Source organism: Coleofasciculus sp. E1-EBD-02 (genome assembly GCF_040218245.1).
Classification (GTDB): domain Bacteria; phylum Cyanobacteriota; class Cyanobacteriia; order Cyanobacteriales; family Coleofasciculaceae; genus Coleofasciculus.
The window spans coordinates 1-19,235 of sequence record NZ_JAVJQN010000154.1 but is presented as its reverse complement, the minus strand read 5'-3'; the positions used below and the strand labels follow the sequence as shown (position 1 = coordinate 19,235).

The window sequence follows — 19,235 nt, the reverse complement described above, 5'->3', positions numbered from 1 at the left end:
CTATACATAAGTATCTGAATGCTCTTGCCTGAAGCCAAGAGGCAAAACGGCAAGATGCGGTTCGTTCGACTTGTATTGGTGCATTCTGTCAAGTGTTGAACAGCCGATTAAGCTGCCAATCGGAATCCCAGATAACACCCCTGATTGATTTACCCCAGCGTCCGGATTTTTAAGTCTTGGTAGAATTCCTCTTGGGATAATTCCACCTTAGACTGAGCCGATAATAGGAGCAGCGCCCAAAACACACCGACTCGATCGCTGACTAGGGGTTTAGTGGTATCAACAGCCCTTGGGCGATTGTCATTCGTCGATACTGTTGGTGATACCGTCCACCACTCTAGCAATTGCTCTAGATTCAGCCAATCTTTTCCTGCTGCTATTTCATGCCAATGACTGGAAATAAACTGTTCTAGGCGTTTAGCAATGTCGGTTAGATTTTCATCGTGAGCTAGCTGGGTGATAGCTTGTGCTGCTTGTCCTCGTGATAGAGATTGTCGGCGGGTTGAGCGGATGGGTGTGGGGGTGGCTTCGAGTTGATCTCCCATTTGCTGCAATTGCTCGATCAACTCGTTTAGGGTGACGGGGCGTTTTTTGGGCGGGGGTGCAGCCGTGCGACGACGGATATGGCGTTCTAAATACAAGGGTAAGCGCGGTTCACTCGTGGGTTCGATTTCCGCTTCGGTATCGCTGAATTCGGGTTCTTCGGGTTCCTCTAAACGTTGTAGCGTGTCGGCTTTGAGTAAGACAAGCATTGACGCCCATAAAAAAGCTTGTCCGGATTGGGACAAATCGGTGTCATGGGGATTGAGTTGAGCATCGTTCCCCCAGGGGAGACTACTGAGATAGCGATCAATCACTTCAATCACCTGAACATCCCAGGGATCGATTTCTCCGCGTTGGGCTAGGTCAATTAATAGCGCGATCGCTTCGGTAGCAGGTGTTTGTCTCATCAGCAATCTTCAGATAGACACAAGGGAGATGGGGAAGCTGGGGGAGCAGGGGAAGCAGGGGGAGCAGGGGAAGCAGGGGAAGCAGGGGAAGCAGGGGAAGCAGGGGAAGCTGCGGAAGTTAACTCACGCACCATGCCCTCGAACCATGTCCTCAAACGAAATGAAGGAGAAGTGAAGGGTTAACACTCTCACATTGCCCCAAAATCTATTCACCTTTCAACGATGGTACCTTCTGTTACCGTTTCAGATGCCGATAGTGCAGGTAATTGGTGTTCTTCGACTTCTGCCTTATACCGTTCCATATCTTGCTCTAATTCTTCAATGCGTTCCTCTTTCGCTCGGATCTGACGAGCGGCTTTCCAGGACTCTAGCTGTCGCTGTAGCTGCGCCCAAACACTAAACAGCCATGCCAATACAGAACCTAGTCCCATGGCTATAATCAGTTCTAGGGCTAGAGGAGCCTCAACATCAATGCCTTCAATAATTTGAATCGACGTGGGCTGCGTGTTTTGCAAGCTAAACAAAACCAACGCTAAACACACAGCAAATATGAGCAGAAAGTTTAGTTGTCGCATTAGTTTAGTCCTCTAGTTTACAGTTTCTTGACAATTTTAGCAAGAGACTTCAAAACCTTTTGTCTAGAGCAAAAATTGAGACAATGAGTAAAAGCATCGCCGATTTGCGGCAAGAGTACAGCCTACAACGGTTAAATAAAACAGATGCTCATCCCAATCCATTTGAGCAATTTACCGTATGGTTTGACCAAGCGGTAGCCGCGAAGTTGCCAGAACCCAATGCGATGACTCTGGCGACGGCAACACCTGATGGGAAACCGTCGGCGCGAATGGTACTGCTTAAAGGATACGATGAGCGGGGGTTTGTCTTCTATACCAACTACAAAAGTCGCAAGGGACAGCAGTTATTGGCAAATCCTTGGGGCGCGATCGCGTTTTGGTGGACTCAGCTAGAACGACAAGTGCGGATTGAGGGACAGATTGAACAGGTGTCGGCTGAGGAGTCAGATGCTTATTTTCATAGCCGTCCCCAAGAGTCTCAACTGGGGGCTTGGGCATCTGAGCAAAGTCAGGTGATTGAAAGCCGCGAGGTACTGGAGCAACGATTACAACAGCTTAAAAAAGAGTATGAAACTAAAACCATACCACGTCCACCTTACTGGGGAGGATTTCGATTAATTCCTGTCGCCATTGAGTTTTGGCAGGGGCGTCCAAGTCGGTTACATGATCGGTTGCTCTATCAACGTACAGCAGAGGGTAGCTGGATGATACAACGTTTATCTCCGTAGCAGGGAACAGAGAACAGAGAATAGGAAATTCATAATTCATTATTTAAAATTTATAAGTCATCAGCTATTGCCGATCGCCAAAATCAAGGTTATCTTGGAAAAGCTATGACACCAGAACTTGATGTTGATTTTTTCAGCATCAATACGAATACTAATTGTTAAAAGTAAACCAGTGGGGTGCATCATTAGATTAACTTTATTCCCCTTTGGTAGAAAATAAAAATGTTGAGAGCAAAAGTTGGTCAAACACTGACTTTACTATTGAGCTTACCAATACTTTTAGCCGCTTGTAGTCCGGCTCAAAATCAGTCTGCTCAAAGCAATACTGTGACCATTATGGGAGTCGTTACAGGCAAGGGTGAGGAGGAACTTAAAAAAGCCCTAGCACCATTTATTGAAGAAACAGGAATTAAGGTAGTTTACGAAGGCACGAGTGAGTTCGCCACTCTATTACCCGTGCGGGTTGATTCAGGTAATGCGCCGGATATTGCCATGTTTCCCCAACCGGGTTTGATGGCTGACTTTGCCCGCGAAGGAAAGCTGGTGGCGATTGATTCCTTTATGGATATGACGCAGCTATCTGATGCTTATGCTCAGGATTGGTTGAATCTAGCTAGCGTTGATGACCAAATCTATGGTATCTGGTATCGGGCATTTGTCAAAAGCTTAGTTTGGTATAACCCAACCGCCTTTAAAGCCAAGGGCTATGAAGTTCCGACAACATGGGATGAAATGATCACATTGTCAGACAAAATTGTAGCGGATGGCGGTGTTCCTTGGTGTATCGGTATGGAAAATGGTAGTGCTACAGGTTGGGTGGGGACAGACTGGGTAGAAGATATCATGTTGCATCAGGCTGGGGCAGAGGTTTATGATCAGTGGATTACTCATGAAATCCCCTTCAATCATCCCACTGTTGAGGCAGCTTTTGAAAAATTTGGCACAATTGCCCTTAACCCTAAATATGTCCTTGGGGGTACAACGGGTGTACTAAGTACCCCATTTGGAGACTCACCGAAGGGTCTTTTTGAACAATCACCCAGTTGCTATATGCATCATCAGGGGAGCTTTATTACATCGTTTTTCCCCGATGATGTGGTGATGGGTAAAGATGTTGATGTTTTTCCATTCCCTACGATTAATCAAGACATTGATACTCCTGTATTGGTCTCAGGAGAAATCGTTGCCATGTTTAATGATACTCCAGAAGCGCGAAAGTTAATGGAGTATTTAGCCACATCAAAGCCTCATGAAATCTTGGCAGGTATTGGCGGTTATCTCTCTCCGCATCAACAGGTGAGTTTAGAGGCGTATCCGGATGAGGTAACGAAACGACAAGTTGAGATTTTATCTAATGCAAAAGTGGTGCGCTTTGATGGTTCAGATATGATGCCAGGAGCCGTGGGAACAGGTACGTTTTGGACAGGTATTGTAGATTATGTGGGTGGAGAAGAGGTGGATAGTGTTTTGAATAGGATTGAGGAAAGTTGGTCTGATCAATAATCTAATTTTTCTGTTTAATTTAGTTTTATTTTCGCTGTCTCACCCAAGCCCGGAAAAGTTTCATCGTTTGGTTTCGCCCCTCAATTTTACTCCGTTCTAAATAGTCTGGGAGTGCTTCACCCAAATAAAATCCGGGAAAATGAGGACTTTCGCTCACCTGGATGTATTCACCGTCTTGCAGCACGTTGATTTCTAATTTCGTCCCGTTAAACCGCCACAGTTCTCCTACTCCTAATGCTTCGTAGTTATTAAATCGAGTGCGGGAGGTAAGATCAATTTCTAGGGCTAAATCGGGCGGCGGATCTACACTTAAATCGATGCGTTTTTTACCACGAACGGCTGCTTCGTTTTCAATATAGAAGCAATCATCCGCTTCTATCCCTTGTTGCATGGTTTCACTTTTAAAAGTTGTTGAACCCAAACTTCTAAATTCTATGTCTAGTTCTTCTAGGAGTACCTTTACAAAATCAGCAATCATTACTTTATCATCTTCATGTTCGGGTAAAGGTACCATAATTTCTAAGAATCCTTGACTGTAGTTAATCCGCGAACCCCGTTTTTCACCGAACTCCTCTAACAGTTGTTCATACATTTTCCAACTGACATCGTTCATCAGCAGTTGTTGACCGGGGGGAAGAATTATTTGCCTGAGTTGGACTTGCATGGTTTCCTCCAATAAGTACAGGACTTACGCAGCTACACCACATATAGCAAGCCTAAATAGGATGCAACAAGTGAGCGGCTTGAAACCCAGGTATAGTAAGGGTTTCAGTTTTTGAAATTGCCACAACCAATTTAGGATCGCTATATCGTGGCAAAGGTGCGTTACGCTACGCTAACACACCCTACACATAGAGGTTTTGCGTAAGTCCAAAAGTAGGTGGGGAGCGTTATTTATCATTTGTCATTTGTTGATTGTTGATGGTTCCGCCGAGCTATACCGTAGTGGCGTGACCCAGCTAAAATTGTGGAATAGATTAGTTATGTAAACAAGCCTCAAACCCTTACTGTTCCCTGTTCCCTGTTACACACCGAGCGAAGTCGAGGTGTTCCCTGTTCACTAATCTCCACCGCTAACTTTAATTGTGTCCACCTACTTAAAAGAGATTCCGGAGTTTTTTTGTCCGACGACTTATTGGATGCTACGCTAAAACTAATCCCTAACGGACAATCACGATCAATCACCATGGTTCAACTTCCGACTCAATCATATCCACCACTTTCACCTCGGCAAACTCTACCGACGATGTATGATCTACCTTCTGATAACCCGGAGGAACCTGGATTGCCAGACGAGTTTCATTTTTTACAACCCCTACTGCTGTTTCTGACCTTTCAACCGACGAATTGGAGTCCAGAGTTAGTCTTTTCAGCTTGTGATTTGAATCTCTACTATAGTGTTACTCATCCGCAGTGGTACAAGCGTCCAGATTGGTTTGGAGTGGTGGGTGTTCCTCGGTTATACGAAGGGCAGGATTTACGCTTAAGTTACGTGGTTTGGCAAGAAGAGGTGAGTCCTTATGTAGTGGTGGAATTATTGTCGCCGGGAACACAAGAGGAAGATTTAAGTCGCACAGTATCAACACCTGGAAATCCACCGACCAAGTGGCAGGTTTATGAGCAGATTTTGCGAATTCCCTACTCGATTATTTTTAGTCGTTATACCAATGAATTACAAGCCTTTCATTTGCTTGGGGGTCATTATGTACCGATGAACTTGGTAGATAATCGGTTATTAATGCCAGAGTTAGGGTTAAGTTTAGGATTATGGCAAGGGAGTTTTCGGGAGATTAACCGTTTGTGGTTGCGGTGGATGACACTGGAGGGAGAATTGATTTTAACGCCGGAAGAGGAAGCGATTACAGCACAGGAACAAGCGGTTACAGCACAGGAACGGGCTGTTGCGGAACAGGAACGGGCAGAACGATTGGCGGCACGATTGCGGGAGTTAGGGGTTGATCCTGATGAGTTGGAATAGTCCCTAAGTTCCTCCACTATTAATATCATGTCCGGTCAAACACCCCTAATAAAAATTTCTCCGTGTCTGGAGCGTCTGGAGCGTCTGTCCTAATTATGGATGGGTAATCGTTAGGACATGATATAACTTTTATTTTGCCTATCGATTTAATTACCGAATTTGCCGTAGATAACGGGGGCGAGCGGGTGTTCCCCAACACACCTGTTGAGCGGGAATATTACTAAAAACACTACTGCGGGTACCAATAACGGCATTCGCTCCAATTTGTACACCGGGAGCAATAAAGCAATCGGTAGCAATCCAAACTCCGTTCCCAACGCTAATTTCTGCCGTTTTCAGGCTAAAAGCCGCATCTTGAATATCATGACTTCCGGTGCAAAGATAGCTTTTTTGAGAAATCACACAATGGCATCCGATGTGAATCTGCTCTAAGCTGTACAACACCACATCATCCCCAATCCAACTATAGTCCCCAATTTCTACCTTCCAAGGATAGGTAAAGCGAGCGGTTGGGCGGATGAGTACGCCTCGACCAATTTTGGCACCAAATAGCCGCAGGATAAAGCGGCGAAAGCCATTAAAATTATGTGGACTTATTGGAAAAGCAATAGCTTGCACTAACCACCAGAGTAAAATGAACCAGCTTGGACGCCCTCGGTCAAAATTGGACTGGTCATAATTTCGCAAATCAACTAATGGGGTGTCATCTAAAACAGGAGGTTCGGTGAAATCTGGAACGTTGGTGTTTAAGTCTCGGCTCATAGATAAGCTTTTCGGCATTTAAACCTTAATATCAATAAGTAGGTAGACACAATTAAAGCTAGCGGTGGAGATTAGGGAACAGGGAACACCGAGCGAAGTCGAGGTGTTGCCCATTCCCGAAAATCATCAGATTTTTGGACACAACTCAAATAGGATTGCTATATATACCATTCTATTTTTTCAGCGCATTGGCTAATCAATTATTATTTTTTTCATTGCCAAATCAATGAAAATTAATTTTTTTTCTTTCCTTTAACCAAATATTAATCAGTAATTTGAACAATGTAACAGCCGATTAGGAATTGGGAGAAACCACAGAAGTAGCTGGAGATTTCGCAGATGATACGGTTGATGTTTCCACCTCTGGATTGAGATGACCGCCAAATTTACGTAATTCGTAGAGTTTGACACCAATTTGATATTCGTATTGACTCAACAAGCGCCCGTAAGTATATCCTGCTTTACCATCCAGAAAACCGAATTGAATAAAGTAAAAGATAATGAACCGCAAGGTGGGTTTAAATGGCATCCACACCCAAATTTTTCTCAAAAAACGCTTACGCTGTACCGCATCTCCAAATAAATTAGCACCAATCGTACCTGATTCATCATGACCCGTGAGCATATTAAGGTAGACCCGGGCTTCCCAGTTAGAATAGCGATTGTGTCGTTCCAACCAATGGTAGATATCTCGGAAGTCGATGTGATCCATATCTGCTTTGAGATAACCGACTAAACCTTGCAGGATAACGTGTTCGTGAACTTCATTATCTCCTGTATTGGGGATTCCTTCAGTTCCCAGATTTTCATAGCGACCTTTTTGATGTTTAAATAAGCGCAGATTCCAGTCTGGATATTTTCCCCCGTGGCGAATCCACTTGCCTAAGAAATAAACGCGGCGATTGATATAGTACCCTTCATAGTTGGGATTTTTTATCGCCGTAGCAATTTCATCCCAAAGCGCTGGGGGAATGCGTTCATCGCAATCCACAATCAGCACCCATTCATTACGAAAGGGCAGATTTTCCAAACTCCAGTTTTTCTTTTTGGGCCAATGCCCATTGAAATAAAATTGCACGACTTCCGCACCCGTTTTTTCGGCAATTTCGATAGAGCGATCGCTACTTTGGGAATCCACTACAAATACTTCATCGGCTCTAGCCACACTAGCCAGACAAGCCGGAAGGTTAGCTTCTTCGTTTTTTGCCGGAATTAGAACCGAAACGGGAACTTTAGAATCAAGACTAGTCATACTTTAAAAAGATTTAATCGGTGAAAACGGGAACGGTTTACTTGTAGTTTGAACGCTGATAATGAATACGATTCAAAACGGATTCGAGTTGGGGCAGGCGGAACTGTGATAAATAGCGCAAATCGTAGCATTCCCTCGATTCCTGGAGAGGATTATGAAATTTTGTCACTTTGACCATACCATCTCTACTGGTTCAACAAACGTTTGGCTAGATGCTCAAATTCATAGTTTAGCGTTTTGAGCATCTTTATTCTGGTGGAATAGGCTACAGTGTCATTCTCAATTAAAGACTTTGAACGGGATAAGAGATAGGAAACAGCGACAGAAGTGCCATTACGTTCCACCAATGTTATAACTTCCTGACTCACTAACCTGCCAACTTTTAGCTGAAGGTTCAGTCATTACCCAGATGAGCGTGCAATACCGCTAGGGTTTCGGCAAGCTGGCTGAGGCGCGTTTCCAGATCATCTTTGCGACTCAGTAGTTGTCGTAGCTTCTGATACCGTGCGATCGCTAAACTGACACTAGGCACTTGATCCGCTGGACAGGTACGCACCCAAAATTGACCATCTGCATCTAATCCACAAAGGCGATACCCTGCACGGGGGGATTCACAGGTAACATTCTCATCACCCTGGGATTGATGCCACGGTTGGGTTACGTAGTCCATGAGTCGATCCACCTCAGCACGACGTACTCCTGAGTGATCCGCTTCCGGTTGACGGGCATGAGATTCTAACCACCCCTCAACGATTGGTCCATCCATATAAATATCTTGAATTTGCCGGACTATGGTATGCAGTTGCTTCTGCCAACCAGAGACAATCTCTTCAATTTCTTTGAGCAGGTTCATTGCCAAGGCGGGATTGGCACTATGGCGATGTTCACTGAAGCTAGCCGATTTAAGTTTCGGCAGTGTTGGGGTTTTATCTTGCTGCTTTTGAGCCGGGAATGGCGTCACACTAATCGAGAATGAAGGTTCTTTCCCTTTGGCGGAGTCGCTAGACTGATCCCCAGTTGAGTCCACTGGGGACGCCACAGCCGTGGATGGGGTTGAGTCATCCTCGGCTAATTGAGATAGAGTGCTTTCGATCCGTTGCAGTTCTGGTTTCATGTTTCTGATGCCACTGGGCAAAAATCACGCTGATTACAGCAGATGCAGTCCACCTACCTATTCAATTTTTACCCAATCTGGGAAGAGATTCGGCAAATCGCTAATTTTTGATCATTGTCGATTAAACTTGATCACGGCAGATGAAAGCGATCGCAGGAACCATACTATCCATGGGTCAGCTTATCCTGGTCACGGGTCCAGCCCGTTCTGGAAAAAGTGAATGGGCAGAACAATTAGCCGATAAGACAGATAAGCAGGTTGTTTATGTGGCAACGGCACAGGTTGATCCCAACGATTTGGAGTGGGTTGCCCGGATTGAGAAGCACCAACAGAGACGCCCCGCCGAATGGACTTTGGTGTGGACGCCGATAGAATTAGTCGAGACGATTCTGGAGTGGGATCAACCGGATTATTGTCTGTTAATTGACTCCTTGGGAACCTGGGTGGCGAATTGCCTGGATCAAGAGGATAGGATTTGGCAGGATACCACAGACACCCTCTTGCGGACTGTCAACCAAAGCTCAGCCACCATCATTCTGGTTGCTGAAGAAACGGGTTGGGGTGTAGTTCCGGCTTATCCCCTAGGCAGAACTTTTCGCGATCGCCTCGGTCAAGTCGTGCGTCAGTTCGGTATGATTGCCAACCCCGTGTATTTAGTTACGGGTGGTCATGTGCTTAATCTCAGCACCCTGGGATCACCGCTATCGCGGGAATCGCTACCATAGAAATACAGACGGTAACAATAAAGCAGCTTTTGCTGCTGAGGTCTTATATATTCTATGGCATCTGAACAACAAGTCAAACGCTACCTAGCCTATTGGTTTCAGGTTGGCAAAACAATTGTCGTCCGCAATGGTGAAAAGGTGCTGCAACCACAGCGAATCATTGCAGGCGATCGCTATAGTCAGGAGTTTGAGGAACTCTGGCAATATCTGCTTTCCCCCGAAAGCGGGGATTGTTATCTCACCGGAACCAGCCAGACGATTTCTGAGTTGTTGACATCCAAGTGGGATCTTGAACCCTGTTCCCGCTGCGATATGCCTGTTCCTATGTTCAACGTGGGATTACCGCCAGAGTCTTGCGCCTGTAGCGATTTATCCAATTGGCCCAATACGGATTTACCCAAACCGCGAGAACCGATCAATAATCAGGATCGCTTGAGGACGATTCACCACCGCCTTCGTCAGGGTGAGAATCGAGAGGGTAGTGATCGAAAGGCTTCTCCCCATCCAAACAATCAGAAACGAGAATCACCTCACCCCCCAGAATCCTTAAATCAGCAAGATTATCTACGGTTGGTGCGCGATCGCACCTCTTGTCTCAGGAAACCTTGGTCAGCATCACCTGATAATTCCTTGGCATCGGGTAACCAGAAATCCGCGACCGATTAATAATTTCTCAATAAAACTTAACGCTGTTGTATGGGGTAACTCTTCCGGACTGGATTGGAACCGGAAGTTATTTTAAGTAGAACTTACACCCCAGTGCAGCGTGTTTCTATATTATCTGGCTGAGAGTAAAACGTCTTCACCCAAAGGTGACGGAGAAGTCCATTCTGGTCTGACATGTTTTTTTGGCTACTCCGTCGCTGTCAGTATAGACGTGCGATCGGCTTTGAGCAGAATCAGGCAGACGCTTGTATGTCCCACCTGGAGAGCAGAGCGAGACATCCACCCAGGTGGGGCGATGAATTTAAACTGTTTTGCCGACTCTAGGTTGAAGGTATCCAACAAGACATAACCTAAACCGAGCCAACATCCTAGCTGGAGCAGTTTTCCGGCTGATGGATCATCATGTTCGCAAAGTTTTGCAAACGATGTCTTTGTTAGCCCTTTCACGCCCTGAAAAGAGTGGATAGGATATCTATCCCGATCGAGTCGCCTGTTTGGGTGTAAGGTCTGTTAAATCGATTGAACCTGAGCTGATTATGAAGTTCTCCGCTATGCGAAATATAGGAATTGCTGCAGGCGGAACTTTTTTATGGGTTATATTATTCATTAAAGCTCAGACTATCAATTTTAGTCAACACCATCAGTATCTGTCAAACTTACACCAACTCCAGGAAACTGACGCAACTTTAAATACAGATATATTGCAGGCTCAACAGGATTCGTTTAATGATCCTGAAACTATTCTTAATGATTTAAGCCAGATTGACAACTTACACCATAACTTAGAAGATATACCTGATTTTGTTAATAGAGAGTATTATCCCGAAATTAAGTCAGCCTTACAACAGAATCGCTCACTCTTTCAAGACAAGCAGGTTTTAATCGAAGAAGTAATTGAACAAGAAACTATTCTCAATCAATCTTTAAAATCCCTGCCTAATACGATTCAAAAATTATCGAGTCAAGTCGCAACGGAACCAGGCGCTGAGGCGTTAATCAATCAATTAAATACTCTGTTGAACGATGTTTTAATTTATACCCTATCTCCCAGTGATGAATTAATTCTCAAAATCCAGAGACAAATGGCAGCAATTCGGCAACGTGCCGATGTATTGACAGCATCCTCTGCCCTGAGTATTTCGGAACTCGATGCCGCCCTAATCTATGCCGAAATTATTGTGACCCATGAATCTCAGGTGGATAGTCTGGTGATGCAAATTCTGGAATTGCCCACGGAGCAACAAAGTGAACAGATCCTGGACATTTATCAGCAGTCTTATCAAGTATTTCTCAGGAAAACTAAAATTTATCGGATTTTATTTTATGCAGTTTCTGGTTTGATAGCGGCAACCTTATTCATTGTGCTTATTCTAAAAACCAAACAGTTAACCAAAAATCTGCAAAAATGCGAGGAAAAATATCGGAGTAGTTTTGATAATTCAGTAGAAGGGATTTTTAAAATTACTCCGAGTGGGCGTTTTTTAACGGCAAATACTACATTGGCGACTCTTTATGGTTATGCTTCAGCGGAGGAAGTTTGTGACAATTTAGTTAATCTTAATCGTCAGCTTTATGTTCAGCCAAACCGTCATGATGAATTAGTCCGTATCCTGGAGAAATATGGCTCAGTTTCAGATTTTGAATCGCAAATTTACCGAAAAAATGGCACAAAAATATGGATTGAGGAGAAGGCAAGAGCTGTCCGCGATAACCACGGTAATTTTATTTACTATGAAGGAACAGTAGAAGATATTACGGTACGTAAAGCATGGCAAGAAGCACTGCACTATGAACAAGAGCAAGCCGAACGCCTACTGCTAAATATTTTACCCAAAGTAATTGCTCAACGGTTGAAACAACTCGAAAGTACAATCGCAGATAATTTTGAGGAAGTCACAGTTTTGTTTGCCGATATTGTTGGCTTTACCGAATTATCGGCTCGCTTCCCTCCTGCCCAAGTTGTTGAATTACTTAACCGAATTTTTTCGGAGTTTGATGAATTGAGTGATTATTATGGATTAGAGAAAATTAAAACAATTGGGGATGCCTATATGGTGGTAGGGGGACTTCCCACTCCTCGCCCCGATCATGCTGAAGCTACGGCGAATATGGCGCTCGATATGCAACAGGTAATTACCAAATTTAATAACCAGAATAATCAAACCTTAAGTATTCGGATTGGGATCAATACCGGACCCGTTGTTGCTGGAGTCATTGGCATCAAAAAGTTTAGTTATGATCTGTGGGGAGATACGGTTAATATTGCCTCACGCATGGAATCCCAAGGGCTTCCTGATAAAATTCAGGTTACTGAGTTTACGTATAAAAAGTTGCAGGATAACTATCTGTTTGAGGAACGAGGCACTATTCAGGTTAAAGGTAAAGGGAAGATGACAACTTATTTTCTTAAGGGGAAGATTAAATAAGCTGTCATGCATTTAAATTGGGTATTAGTAGCGAGCAAGATGCTCGCACTACATACAAGGATCATGACAGATTCTACCTTAGACTGCAACTTGGTATAAGCCATGTTAACTAGCCTCAAATCCTTACTGTTCCCCGTTCCCGGTTCACCAACTTTGAGTAGATTTACTTAAGTATATCTACTGGTTTAGCTTAGAGCGGATCAACAATCACCGAGAATCATCATCAGTTGCCGATCAGAGCTAAAGATGGCAATAGGAGTGATAAGCTATCTCTATAGAAAAAATTGCTCATTATTGCTTTTTCTTAATAAACTAAAAAAAGAATATCTAAGTGGATTGAGATTATAGGGGAAGAACGATGCCAAGAAATCGGGGAAATTCAAAAATGCCGTTAAATCACAAAGACACAGCGGCGTTAGATAAAATCTTTTCAGGCTTAGATGGTGAGTTCGTTAATCAAATAGAAACGATTAGTTCTTACTATGCTGTAGCCCCCTTAGATCGTTGGGAAGAGAAAGGATGGGTGCGCGGTGGCTGCTTATCGGGTTGTCACAACTCTAAAGTTTGAAGTCCCTTGAAGGTAGAATGTAGTGTTAAAGGCATAAACTCAGCAACAGTACGCCTGCAAACTTAAAGTTCCTCGGATAAAATGTGGGAAAGAGTGCGATGCTAAGGAGCGCATCTTAATCATTTTACTCCTCCCATGATTAACCAGGTTCTCTACGTTTGGCTACAACAGGTGCAAGGCTTACTGGAAACCAGTCTGAAATTAATCAGTGAAAACAAGGATATTTTCATCGTCATCCTTGGCGTTGGTATTTTCGGTCAGGCTGTGGGTTTCCTCTGGTGGATACTCCAGCAACGTCGCCAGCGGCAAATTTTTCCTGACACTTTTCCTTTTGATATCATAAAACCACAAAATAAGGTATTGCCAGCTATTCTCGGTGGTGATACGAATGATCCGCTAGCTGATTACAAGATCCCATATCAGGAGCGAATTTCCGGGCGTAGTATTCACGACGAATTGAAACAAAAGCTGGACGAATCGCGCTGGGTTTTGATTCTCGCACCGACAGGAATCGGGAAAACACGGGAAGCGGCAAACTTAGCACAGAGACTGAATACCGAAGGCTGGACAATTCTTCACCTGAAACGTGGTGAATGGCTGGATGCACTCCCTAGATTTCCAGAGGATAAGATTGGTACGGATAGAAAGTTGCTGTTTTTCCTTGACGACTTGAACAGCAAAATGTACGGTGGGCGCATTGAGCAATCACCAAAAGCCGATGAGCCATTACAACGGTTAAATATACCACTACAAGAACGATTACTTCGAGCAATCGAATTTTATGAAAAATCTTGCCGTAAACAGGATATTCGGGTTATTGCCACGGCTCGTAATGAAAAGGAACGAGAATTTCCTGATGAACCAAGCGAGTGGGAAAAATTGGAATTTGATAAATATCCAGCGCTGTGGAAACGCTTTGCTATCTATGAATTACCAGAACCCGAAGAACCAGCTATTATTAGCGTTTTGAGAGAGACTGTTTCCCAGGCAAAGATTGAAGCAAACCCGGATGATTATGCCTGTCTAGCCCAGAGAAATGACCATACTTTCAGAAATATTGTCGAGAATCTTCGCAGCGCGAAAAATAATCGCCAGTCTTTGACGAGGGATATATTCCGCGACACACTGAAGGGAACTTGGGAAAAACGGTATCAAGAGGTAGTTAAGAAATATCCTATTGCTCCCTACATTTACGATGCAGTGGAATTACTGCAGATGGTGGGTATTTCACTTTACCCTTTTACTGTCAAGCCGACAGCCCTGCTGATTGCAGATGGAAATTTGCTGCGGCGCTTACAGCATTGGTGGCAAATTCGCCATGCTTGGAACTATCTCATAAGTCGAGAACGCATTCTTCAACCGTGCGATGGGCAAATTGAAGCCAAGGGTACATGTGTGCTGTGGAGAAGATACATTCCATCAATATTTCGCATTCTCCTGAAACTCGCTGAAAAACACCACAATAAGATGCTGGGTTCACTACTCAACTTTGGTTATGGGCTTACGCTCCTAGGTCACTATGAGGATGCACTCATTAGCGTCAACAAAGCCTTAGAAATTCAACCTAACAGCTACAATATCTGGCGCGATAGAGGTGTCGTACTGTCTTACTTAGGTCGTCACGAAGAAGCCATTACCAACTACCAAAAGGCTATTGAGTTCAAACCTGATGATCCTTATACTTGGTACAACCTGGGTATTACGCTAGCTGATTTAAATCGCCCTGAAGAGGCACTTGCCAGTTACGATCAAGTAATTAAGCTTAAACTTGACTATTACCAAGCTTGGATCAACCGGGGTAATATACTGGTTAAATTAGACTGTCTTGAAGAGGCACTTGCCAGTTACGACAGAGCTTTAGAATGTGAACCTGACTTTACTCTGGAATTTGATTCTGAATTTCACTTAGCCTGGGTCAATCGTGGCAGTGTATTAGATGATTTACAACGTTATCAGGAAGCAATTCTTAGCTGTGACAAAGCTCTGGAAATCAAATCTGACAACCCCAGTGCCTGGAATATTAGAGGTATTGCGCTGTACCACTCAAACCGCTATGAAGAAGCGATTACTAGCTACGATGAAGCTCTGAGGCTCGATCCGGAGTATGGTAAGGCTTGGGAAAACCGGAATAAAGCACTAAGAGATCTCAACAAAAAAGGAATTGCATTGACAAAATTAGGAAGATTGGAAGCAGCAATTGCTAGCTTCGACACGATCCTCCAATCCCAATCAGACTTTGATGAAGTTTGGATTCACCGGGGTATTGTACTGGCAAACTTAGAACGATTTGAAGAGGCTATCGCTAGCTTCGACAAAGCCCTAACATTTCAACCAAATGATGCTAACGCTTTTTATGGTAAGGCTAGCTGTTATGCTTGGCAGAATAAAGTTGACCTAGCAATTGAAAGCTTGCAAAAAGCCATAAACTTGAATCCGTCAAAATACCGAGAGATTGCAAAAACCGATTCAGATTTTGATAACCTTCGAGGAGATAATCGATTTCAGGCTTTGATTCAACGTGACATCGATTGACTGAACCGATGAATAAGCAAGAGGACATTACATTTTCGCCGAATTCTAGTGGGGGCGAGTTGTGTCCTCAAGTTATCAATTAAATTTATGGCGTTTGTGCCTAAACCTGTCCCGACATACCCGACAAATAAATCTTAAAACAGCCTTTTAGTTAAATTTTATACAGTTCATGAATATATTGACAAAAGACACAACGTATGGAATGCCTCTCTAGTCAGAATCCCGGAGCAGACAATCTCCGTAAAATGGCGGATGTATTTATGTAAAGCTTCTGTAATATTTGTTAATAAGCATCCCCATGCAGAAATTGATTCAGGATTAAACTATGGTAAGACAGACACAAACTCGTATATACCCTAGGGTTCCTCTAACCTCAGCCGATCGCGACGCCTTAGACAAACTCTTTCAGGGAGTACAGGTTGAGGATTTGCGTCAGCTTGAGAAAATGACATCCTCTTATTCCATTACTCCGCTTGAACCTTGGGAAGAACAAGGCTGGGTGATTAATAGTTCCCTATCTATCCCCAGGGAAGCAACTGCATAGGCAACGGGTAAACTGGGTGTATTATAAATTACTTCTTCTTTGGGCAGAACTCATTGACTATTTCCTCCAACTAGAGAACAACTCCACAGAATTTCTCAGAGACATTACGGTTAAACTCACTCCCCGGTACGGGAAAATTGTCTAATAATAAACATATAGGGTAACCTTTAATATTGGGCTTTGATTCAATCTGAAACGTTAGAACTACTCGAATGGCAACGCCTGTGCCAACACCTGGCAACCTTCGCCGCCACCAAACTAGGCGCGATCGCGTCTCGCCATCTCCATCCTCCCGCTACTTTGGAGGAAAGTCTGCATCTATTGGCGCAGACGAAAGAAGTCTATCAACTTGAATGTCAGTTAACCAGTGGCTGGACGTTTGAGGGGATTCAGGATATTGGTGATGCGCTAGAACGCGCTGAACGACAAGGGATATTATCCGGGGAAGACTTACTGGCGATCGCAACCACTCTAGCAGGAGTCCGGCGTTTACGGCGGCTCATTGACGATCAAGAAGATATCCCGGTTCTCAACCAACTTGTTGCTGATATCCGTACCTATCCCGAATTAGAACAAGAAATTCACCGTTGTATCGATGAACGCGGGGATGTCGCCGATCGCGCGAGTCCGAAATTAGCAGAAATTCGACAGCACAGTAAATCCCTACGCGATCGCATTTATCAAACGCTCCAGAATATAGTACAGCGTCAAGGCGGCGCACTCCAGCAACCCTTAATCACCCAACGGGGCGATCGCTTTGTTCTCCCGGTAAAAGCACCTCAGAAAGACTCGGTTTCGGGTATCGTTCATGACGCTTCCAGTACGGGTGCTACGCTGTACATCGAACCCCATGCGATCGTTGGGTTGGGAAATCAACTTAAAACCTATCAACGCCGGGAACAAGCCGAAGCCGAAGCCGTGCGCCGCGCCTTAACTGAACAAGTCGCCGCCGTTAAGCCGGATCTAGAACAAGTATTAGCCGTCGCCACTCGGTTAGATTTAGCCACCGCCAAAGCCCGATATAGCCTCTGGCTTCAGGCAAATCCGCCGCGCTTCATTGATCCGAATCAACGAGAATCGATTACCCTGCGCCAATTGCGACATCCTCTGTTAGTCTGGCAGCATCAGCATGAAGAAGATGCGCCAGTTGTACCGATTACCATCCAGATTCAGCCCCAAATACGAGTCGTGGCGATTACGGGACCGAATACAGGGGGTAAAACCGTTACCTTAAAAACATTGGGATTAGCCGCACTCATGGCAAAAGTGGGTTTATTTGTCCCTGCTAAAGAACCCGTAGAACTGCCGTGGTTTGAGCAAATTTTGGCAGATATTGGTGATGAACAGTCTTTAGAACAGAGTTTATCCACGTTTTCCGGTCATATTCGCCGGATTAGTCGGATTTTAGATGAATTAGAAAATTGTAGAGACGTTGCATGCAACGTCTCTACAGATGGGGGAGACGAGGATTTAGCACCAAGGGAACCAGACACCCCCCATCCCACATCCGCCCTCGTATTACTGGATGAAATTGGCGCGGGAACTGATCCAGCCGAAGGAAGTGCTTTAGCGATCGCACTCCTCAACTATCTGGCGGATCATGCCCAGCTTACTGTAGCCACCACCCACTATGGCGAACTCAAGGCGCTGAAGTATCAAGATGAACGATTTGAGAACGCCTCGGTTGAGTTTAATGATGTCACCCTTTCTCCCACCTATCGCCTACTCTGGGGAATTCCGGGTCGATCTAATGCGTTAACCATTGCCGAACGGTTAGGATTAAAATCAGACGTGGTATCCCTTGCTCAAACCTTAGTCGGAAGCAGTTCTGAAGACGTAAACCAAGTGATTTCTGGACTAGAAGCCCAACGGCGGGATCAGGAAACCAAAGCCCAAGAAGCCAACCAACTCCTCCAGCAAACCGAACGTTTGCATCAAGAAGTCTCTAGTAAAGCCAAACTCTTGCAGGAGAGAGAACGGGAATTGAAACTCTCGCAGGAACAAGCGGTACAAGATGCGATCGCCCAAGCCAAAGCAGAAATTGCCCAGGTGATTCGCAAATTACAGCAAGGACCCCAAATCGCTCAAAACGCCCAAAAAGCCACCAATGCGCTGAAGGAAATTGAGCAGCGTCACATCCCCAAACCCCCTGCTAAAGCCAAACCCGCCTTTCAACCCAAAGTAGGCGATCGCATCCGCATTCCTCGCCTAAATCAAACGGCGGAAGTCTTGACGCCTGCGGATGAAGATGGGGATCTTACAGTACGCTTTGGCTTAATGAAAATGACGGTATCCCTAGCGGATATCGAATCCCTAGAGGGTGAAAAGGCGCAAATGCCAGTAAAATCAAAACCTGCATCTACTCCTGCACCCGCTGCTTCATCGCCACCGACTCCCCCGATTCGCACCGAGAAAAATACAATTGATTTACGCGGATCGCGTGTTGCGGATGCTGAAGTAGAGTTAGAACAAGCTATTTCTAAAGCGATCGCCTCTGGGGTATTGTGGATTATTCATGGCAAAGGAACTGGAAAATTAAGGGCTGGGGTGCATGAATTCTTAGAACGCCATCCCCTCGTTGATCGGTTTGAATTAGCCGAACAAGCAGAAGGCGGATCGGGGGTAACAGTCGCTTACCTGAAATAGCTAGGGCTTGCTGAATAAGTCGGAGAAAAACAACCGATTGACTAATTAGTTATTTAACTATTAAGCAACATAAATATTTCCGGCTTTATTTTCTCTTAATGATAAGGTTTTATCATGATTAAAGCCTGAAAAATACCTGATTGTGGAAAGAAACAAAAAAAGACAAAAAACCTGCCGTAGCAGGGCAGACAGATTCATTACTAAAAATGTAATAGCAATGGCTGTTTCTGAAGTATGGGGCAGTCTAGCCATGACTCGATTCAGGC

General features: G+C 44.6%; 19 protein-coding genes and 1 pseudogene. 11 read left to right on the top strand and 9 right to left on the bottom strand.

The window, feature by feature from the left end; translation table 11 throughout:
* Positions 1-149 precede the first annotated feature (149 nt).
* Positions 150-950: a segregation/condensation protein A gene (locus RIC07_RS24955; RefSeq protein ID WP_446396863.1), complete on the bottom strand. Its 801-nt coding sequence runs from the start codon at positions 948-950 to the stop codon at positions 150-152.
* Here RIC07_RS24955 and RIC07_RS24950 point away from each other — a divergent pair.
* Entirely contained in the window at positions 942-1,133 is a 192-nt protein-coding gene (locus RIC07_RS24950; protein WP_446396862.1) for a hypothetical protein, read from the top strand. The genes RIC07_RS24955 and RIC07_RS24950 overlap by 9 nt on opposite strands.
* 26 nt (positions 1,134-1,159) lie before the next feature.
* Here RIC07_RS24950 and RIC07_RS24945 read toward each other — a convergent pair whose 3' ends face one another.
* Positions 1,160-1,525 carry a lipopolysaccharide assembly protein LapA domain-containing protein gene (locus RIC07_RS24945; RefSeq protein ID WP_446396861.1) on the bottom strand — a complete coding sequence of 122 codons (366 nt, stop codon included), beginning with the start codon at positions 1,523-1,525 and terminating at the stop codon, positions 1,160-1,162.
* A gap of 83 nt (positions 1,526-1,608) precedes the next feature.
* Here RIC07_RS24945 and pdxH point away from each other — a divergent pair, with 83 nt between their 5' ends.
* A complete protein-coding gene (pdxH, locus tag RIC07_RS24940) occupies positions 1,609-2,253 on the top strand; it encodes a pyridoxamine 5'-phosphate oxidase (RefSeq protein ID WP_446396860.1) in 645 nt (214 codons plus the stop codon).
* A 222-nt stretch (positions 2,254-2,475) separates the two neighbouring features.
* A complete protein-coding gene (locus tag RIC07_RS24935; RefSeq protein WP_446396859.1) occupies positions 2,476-3,756 on the top strand; it encodes an ABC transporter substrate-binding protein in 1,281 nt (426 codons plus the stop codon).
* A gap of 25 nt (positions 3,757-3,781) precedes the next feature.
* On the opposite strand, the gene RIC07_RS24930 is transcribed toward RIC07_RS24935, so the two are convergent.
* Both RIC07_RS24930 and RIC07_RS24925 read right to left on the bottom strand, forming a co-directional pair.
* Entirely contained in the window at positions 3,782-4,420 is a 639-nt protein-coding gene (locus RIC07_RS24930) for a Uma2 family endonuclease (protein WP_446396858.1), read from the bottom strand.
* A 332-nt stretch (positions 4,421-4,752) separates the two neighbouring features.
* Positions 4,753-4,944 (bottom strand): hypothetical protein, encoded by a 192-nt coding sequence (locus tag RIC07_RS24925; RefSeq protein ID WP_446396857.1) that lies wholly within the window; start codon positions 4,942-4,944, stop codon positions 4,753-4,755.
* Between RIC07_RS24925 and RIC07_RS24920 the strand changes: the two genes are divergently transcribed.
* Positions 4,943-5,734, top strand: coding sequence for a Uma2 family endonuclease (locus RIC07_RS24920; protein WP_446396856.1), 792 nt, complete (start codon positions 4,943-4,945; stop codon positions 5,732-5,734). The genes RIC07_RS24925 and RIC07_RS24920 overlap by 2 nt on opposite strands.
* A gap of 150 nt (positions 5,735-5,884) precedes the next feature.
* Here RIC07_RS24920 and hpsU read toward each other — a convergent pair whose 3' ends face one another.
* The 3 genes from hpsU to RIC07_RS24905 all read right to left on the bottom strand — a co-directional run bounded on the left by hpsU (position 5,885) and on the right by RIC07_RS24905 (position 8,862).
* On the bottom strand, positions 5,885-6,496 hold the full coding sequence (gene hpsU, locus RIC07_RS24915) for a hormogonium polysaccharide biosynthesis acetyltransferase HpsU (RefSeq protein ID WP_446396855.1): 612 nt from the start codon (positions 6,494-6,496) through the stop codon (positions 5,885-5,887).
* Between the two features lie 295 nt (positions 6,497-6,791).
* Positions 6,792-7,748: a glycosyltransferase family 2 protein gene (locus RIC07_RS24910; protein ID WP_446380691.1), complete on the bottom strand. Its 957-nt coding sequence runs from the start codon at positions 7,746-7,748 to the stop codon at positions 6,792-6,794.
* 394 nt (positions 7,749-8,142) lie between these two features.
* A complete protein-coding gene (locus tag RIC07_RS24905) occupies positions 8,143-8,862 on the bottom strand; it encodes a hypothetical protein (protein ID WP_446380689.1) in 720 nt (239 codons plus the stop codon).
* A 140-nt stretch (positions 8,863-9,002) separates the two neighbouring features.
* On the opposite strand from RIC07_RS24905, the gene cobU reads away from it, so the two are divergent.
* Complete coding sequence (gene cobU / locus RIC07_RS24900) at positions 9,003-9,587, top strand: bifunctional adenosylcobinamide kinase/adenosylcobinamide-phosphate guanylyltransferase (protein WP_446396854.1); 585 nt, start codon at positions 9,003-9,005, stop codon at positions 9,585-9,587.
* Between the two features lie 54 nt (positions 9,588-9,641).
* Positions 9,642-10,253: a hypothetical protein gene (locus tag RIC07_RS24895; RefSeq protein WP_446396853.1), complete on the top strand. Its 612-nt coding sequence runs from the start codon at positions 9,642-9,644 to the stop codon at positions 10,251-10,253.
* 186 nt (positions 10,254-10,439) lie between these two features.
* On the opposite strand, the gene RIC07_RS24890 is transcribed toward RIC07_RS24895, so the two are convergent.
* Entirely contained in the window at positions 10,440-10,700 is a 261-nt protein-coding gene (locus RIC07_RS24890; protein WP_446396852.1) for a hypothetical protein, read from the bottom strand.
* Positions 10,701-10,804: 104 nt separating this feature from the next.
* Between RIC07_RS24890 and RIC07_RS24885 the strand changes: the two genes are divergently transcribed.
* From RIC07_RS24885 to RIC07_RS24865, 5 genes are all read left to right on the top strand, one after another.
* Positions 10,805-12,679, top strand: coding sequence for an adenylate/guanylate cyclase domain-containing protein (locus RIC07_RS24885; RefSeq protein WP_446396851.1), 1,875 nt, complete (start codon positions 10,805-10,807; stop codon positions 12,677-12,679).
* A 358-nt stretch (positions 12,680-13,037) separates the two neighbouring features.
* Positions 13,038-13,247, top strand: a complete 210-nt coding sequence (locus tag RIC07_RS24880; RefSeq protein ID WP_006101310.1) for a hypothetical protein — start codon at positions 13,038-13,040, stop codon at positions 13,245-13,247.
* Positions 13,248-13,382: 135 nt separating this feature from the next.
* The gene (locus RIC07_RS24875) at positions 13,383-15,779 is read left to right on the top strand and encodes a tetratricopeptide repeat protein (protein WP_446396850.1); all 2,397 of its coding nucleotides are present in this window, start codon (positions 13,383-13,385) and stop codon (positions 15,777-15,779) included.
* Positions 15,780-16,104: 325 nt separating this feature from the next.
* On the top strand, positions 16,105-16,323 hold the full coding sequence (locus RIC07_RS24870; RefSeq protein WP_446380683.1) for a hypothetical protein: 219 nt from the start codon (positions 16,105-16,107) through the stop codon (positions 16,321-16,323).
* A 180-nt stretch (positions 16,324-16,503) separates the two neighbouring features.
* On the top strand, positions 16,504-18,969 hold the full coding sequence (locus tag RIC07_RS24865; protein ID WP_446396849.1) for an endonuclease MutS2: 2,466 nt from the start codon (positions 16,504-16,506) through the stop codon (positions 18,967-18,969).
* Between the two features lie 60 nt (positions 18,970-19,029).
* Here RIC07_RS24865 and RIC07_RS24860 read toward each other — a convergent pair.
* A pseudogene (locus tag RIC07_RS24860) lies at positions 19,030-19,235 on the bottom strand (IS5/IS1182 family transposase); the annotation flags it as partial.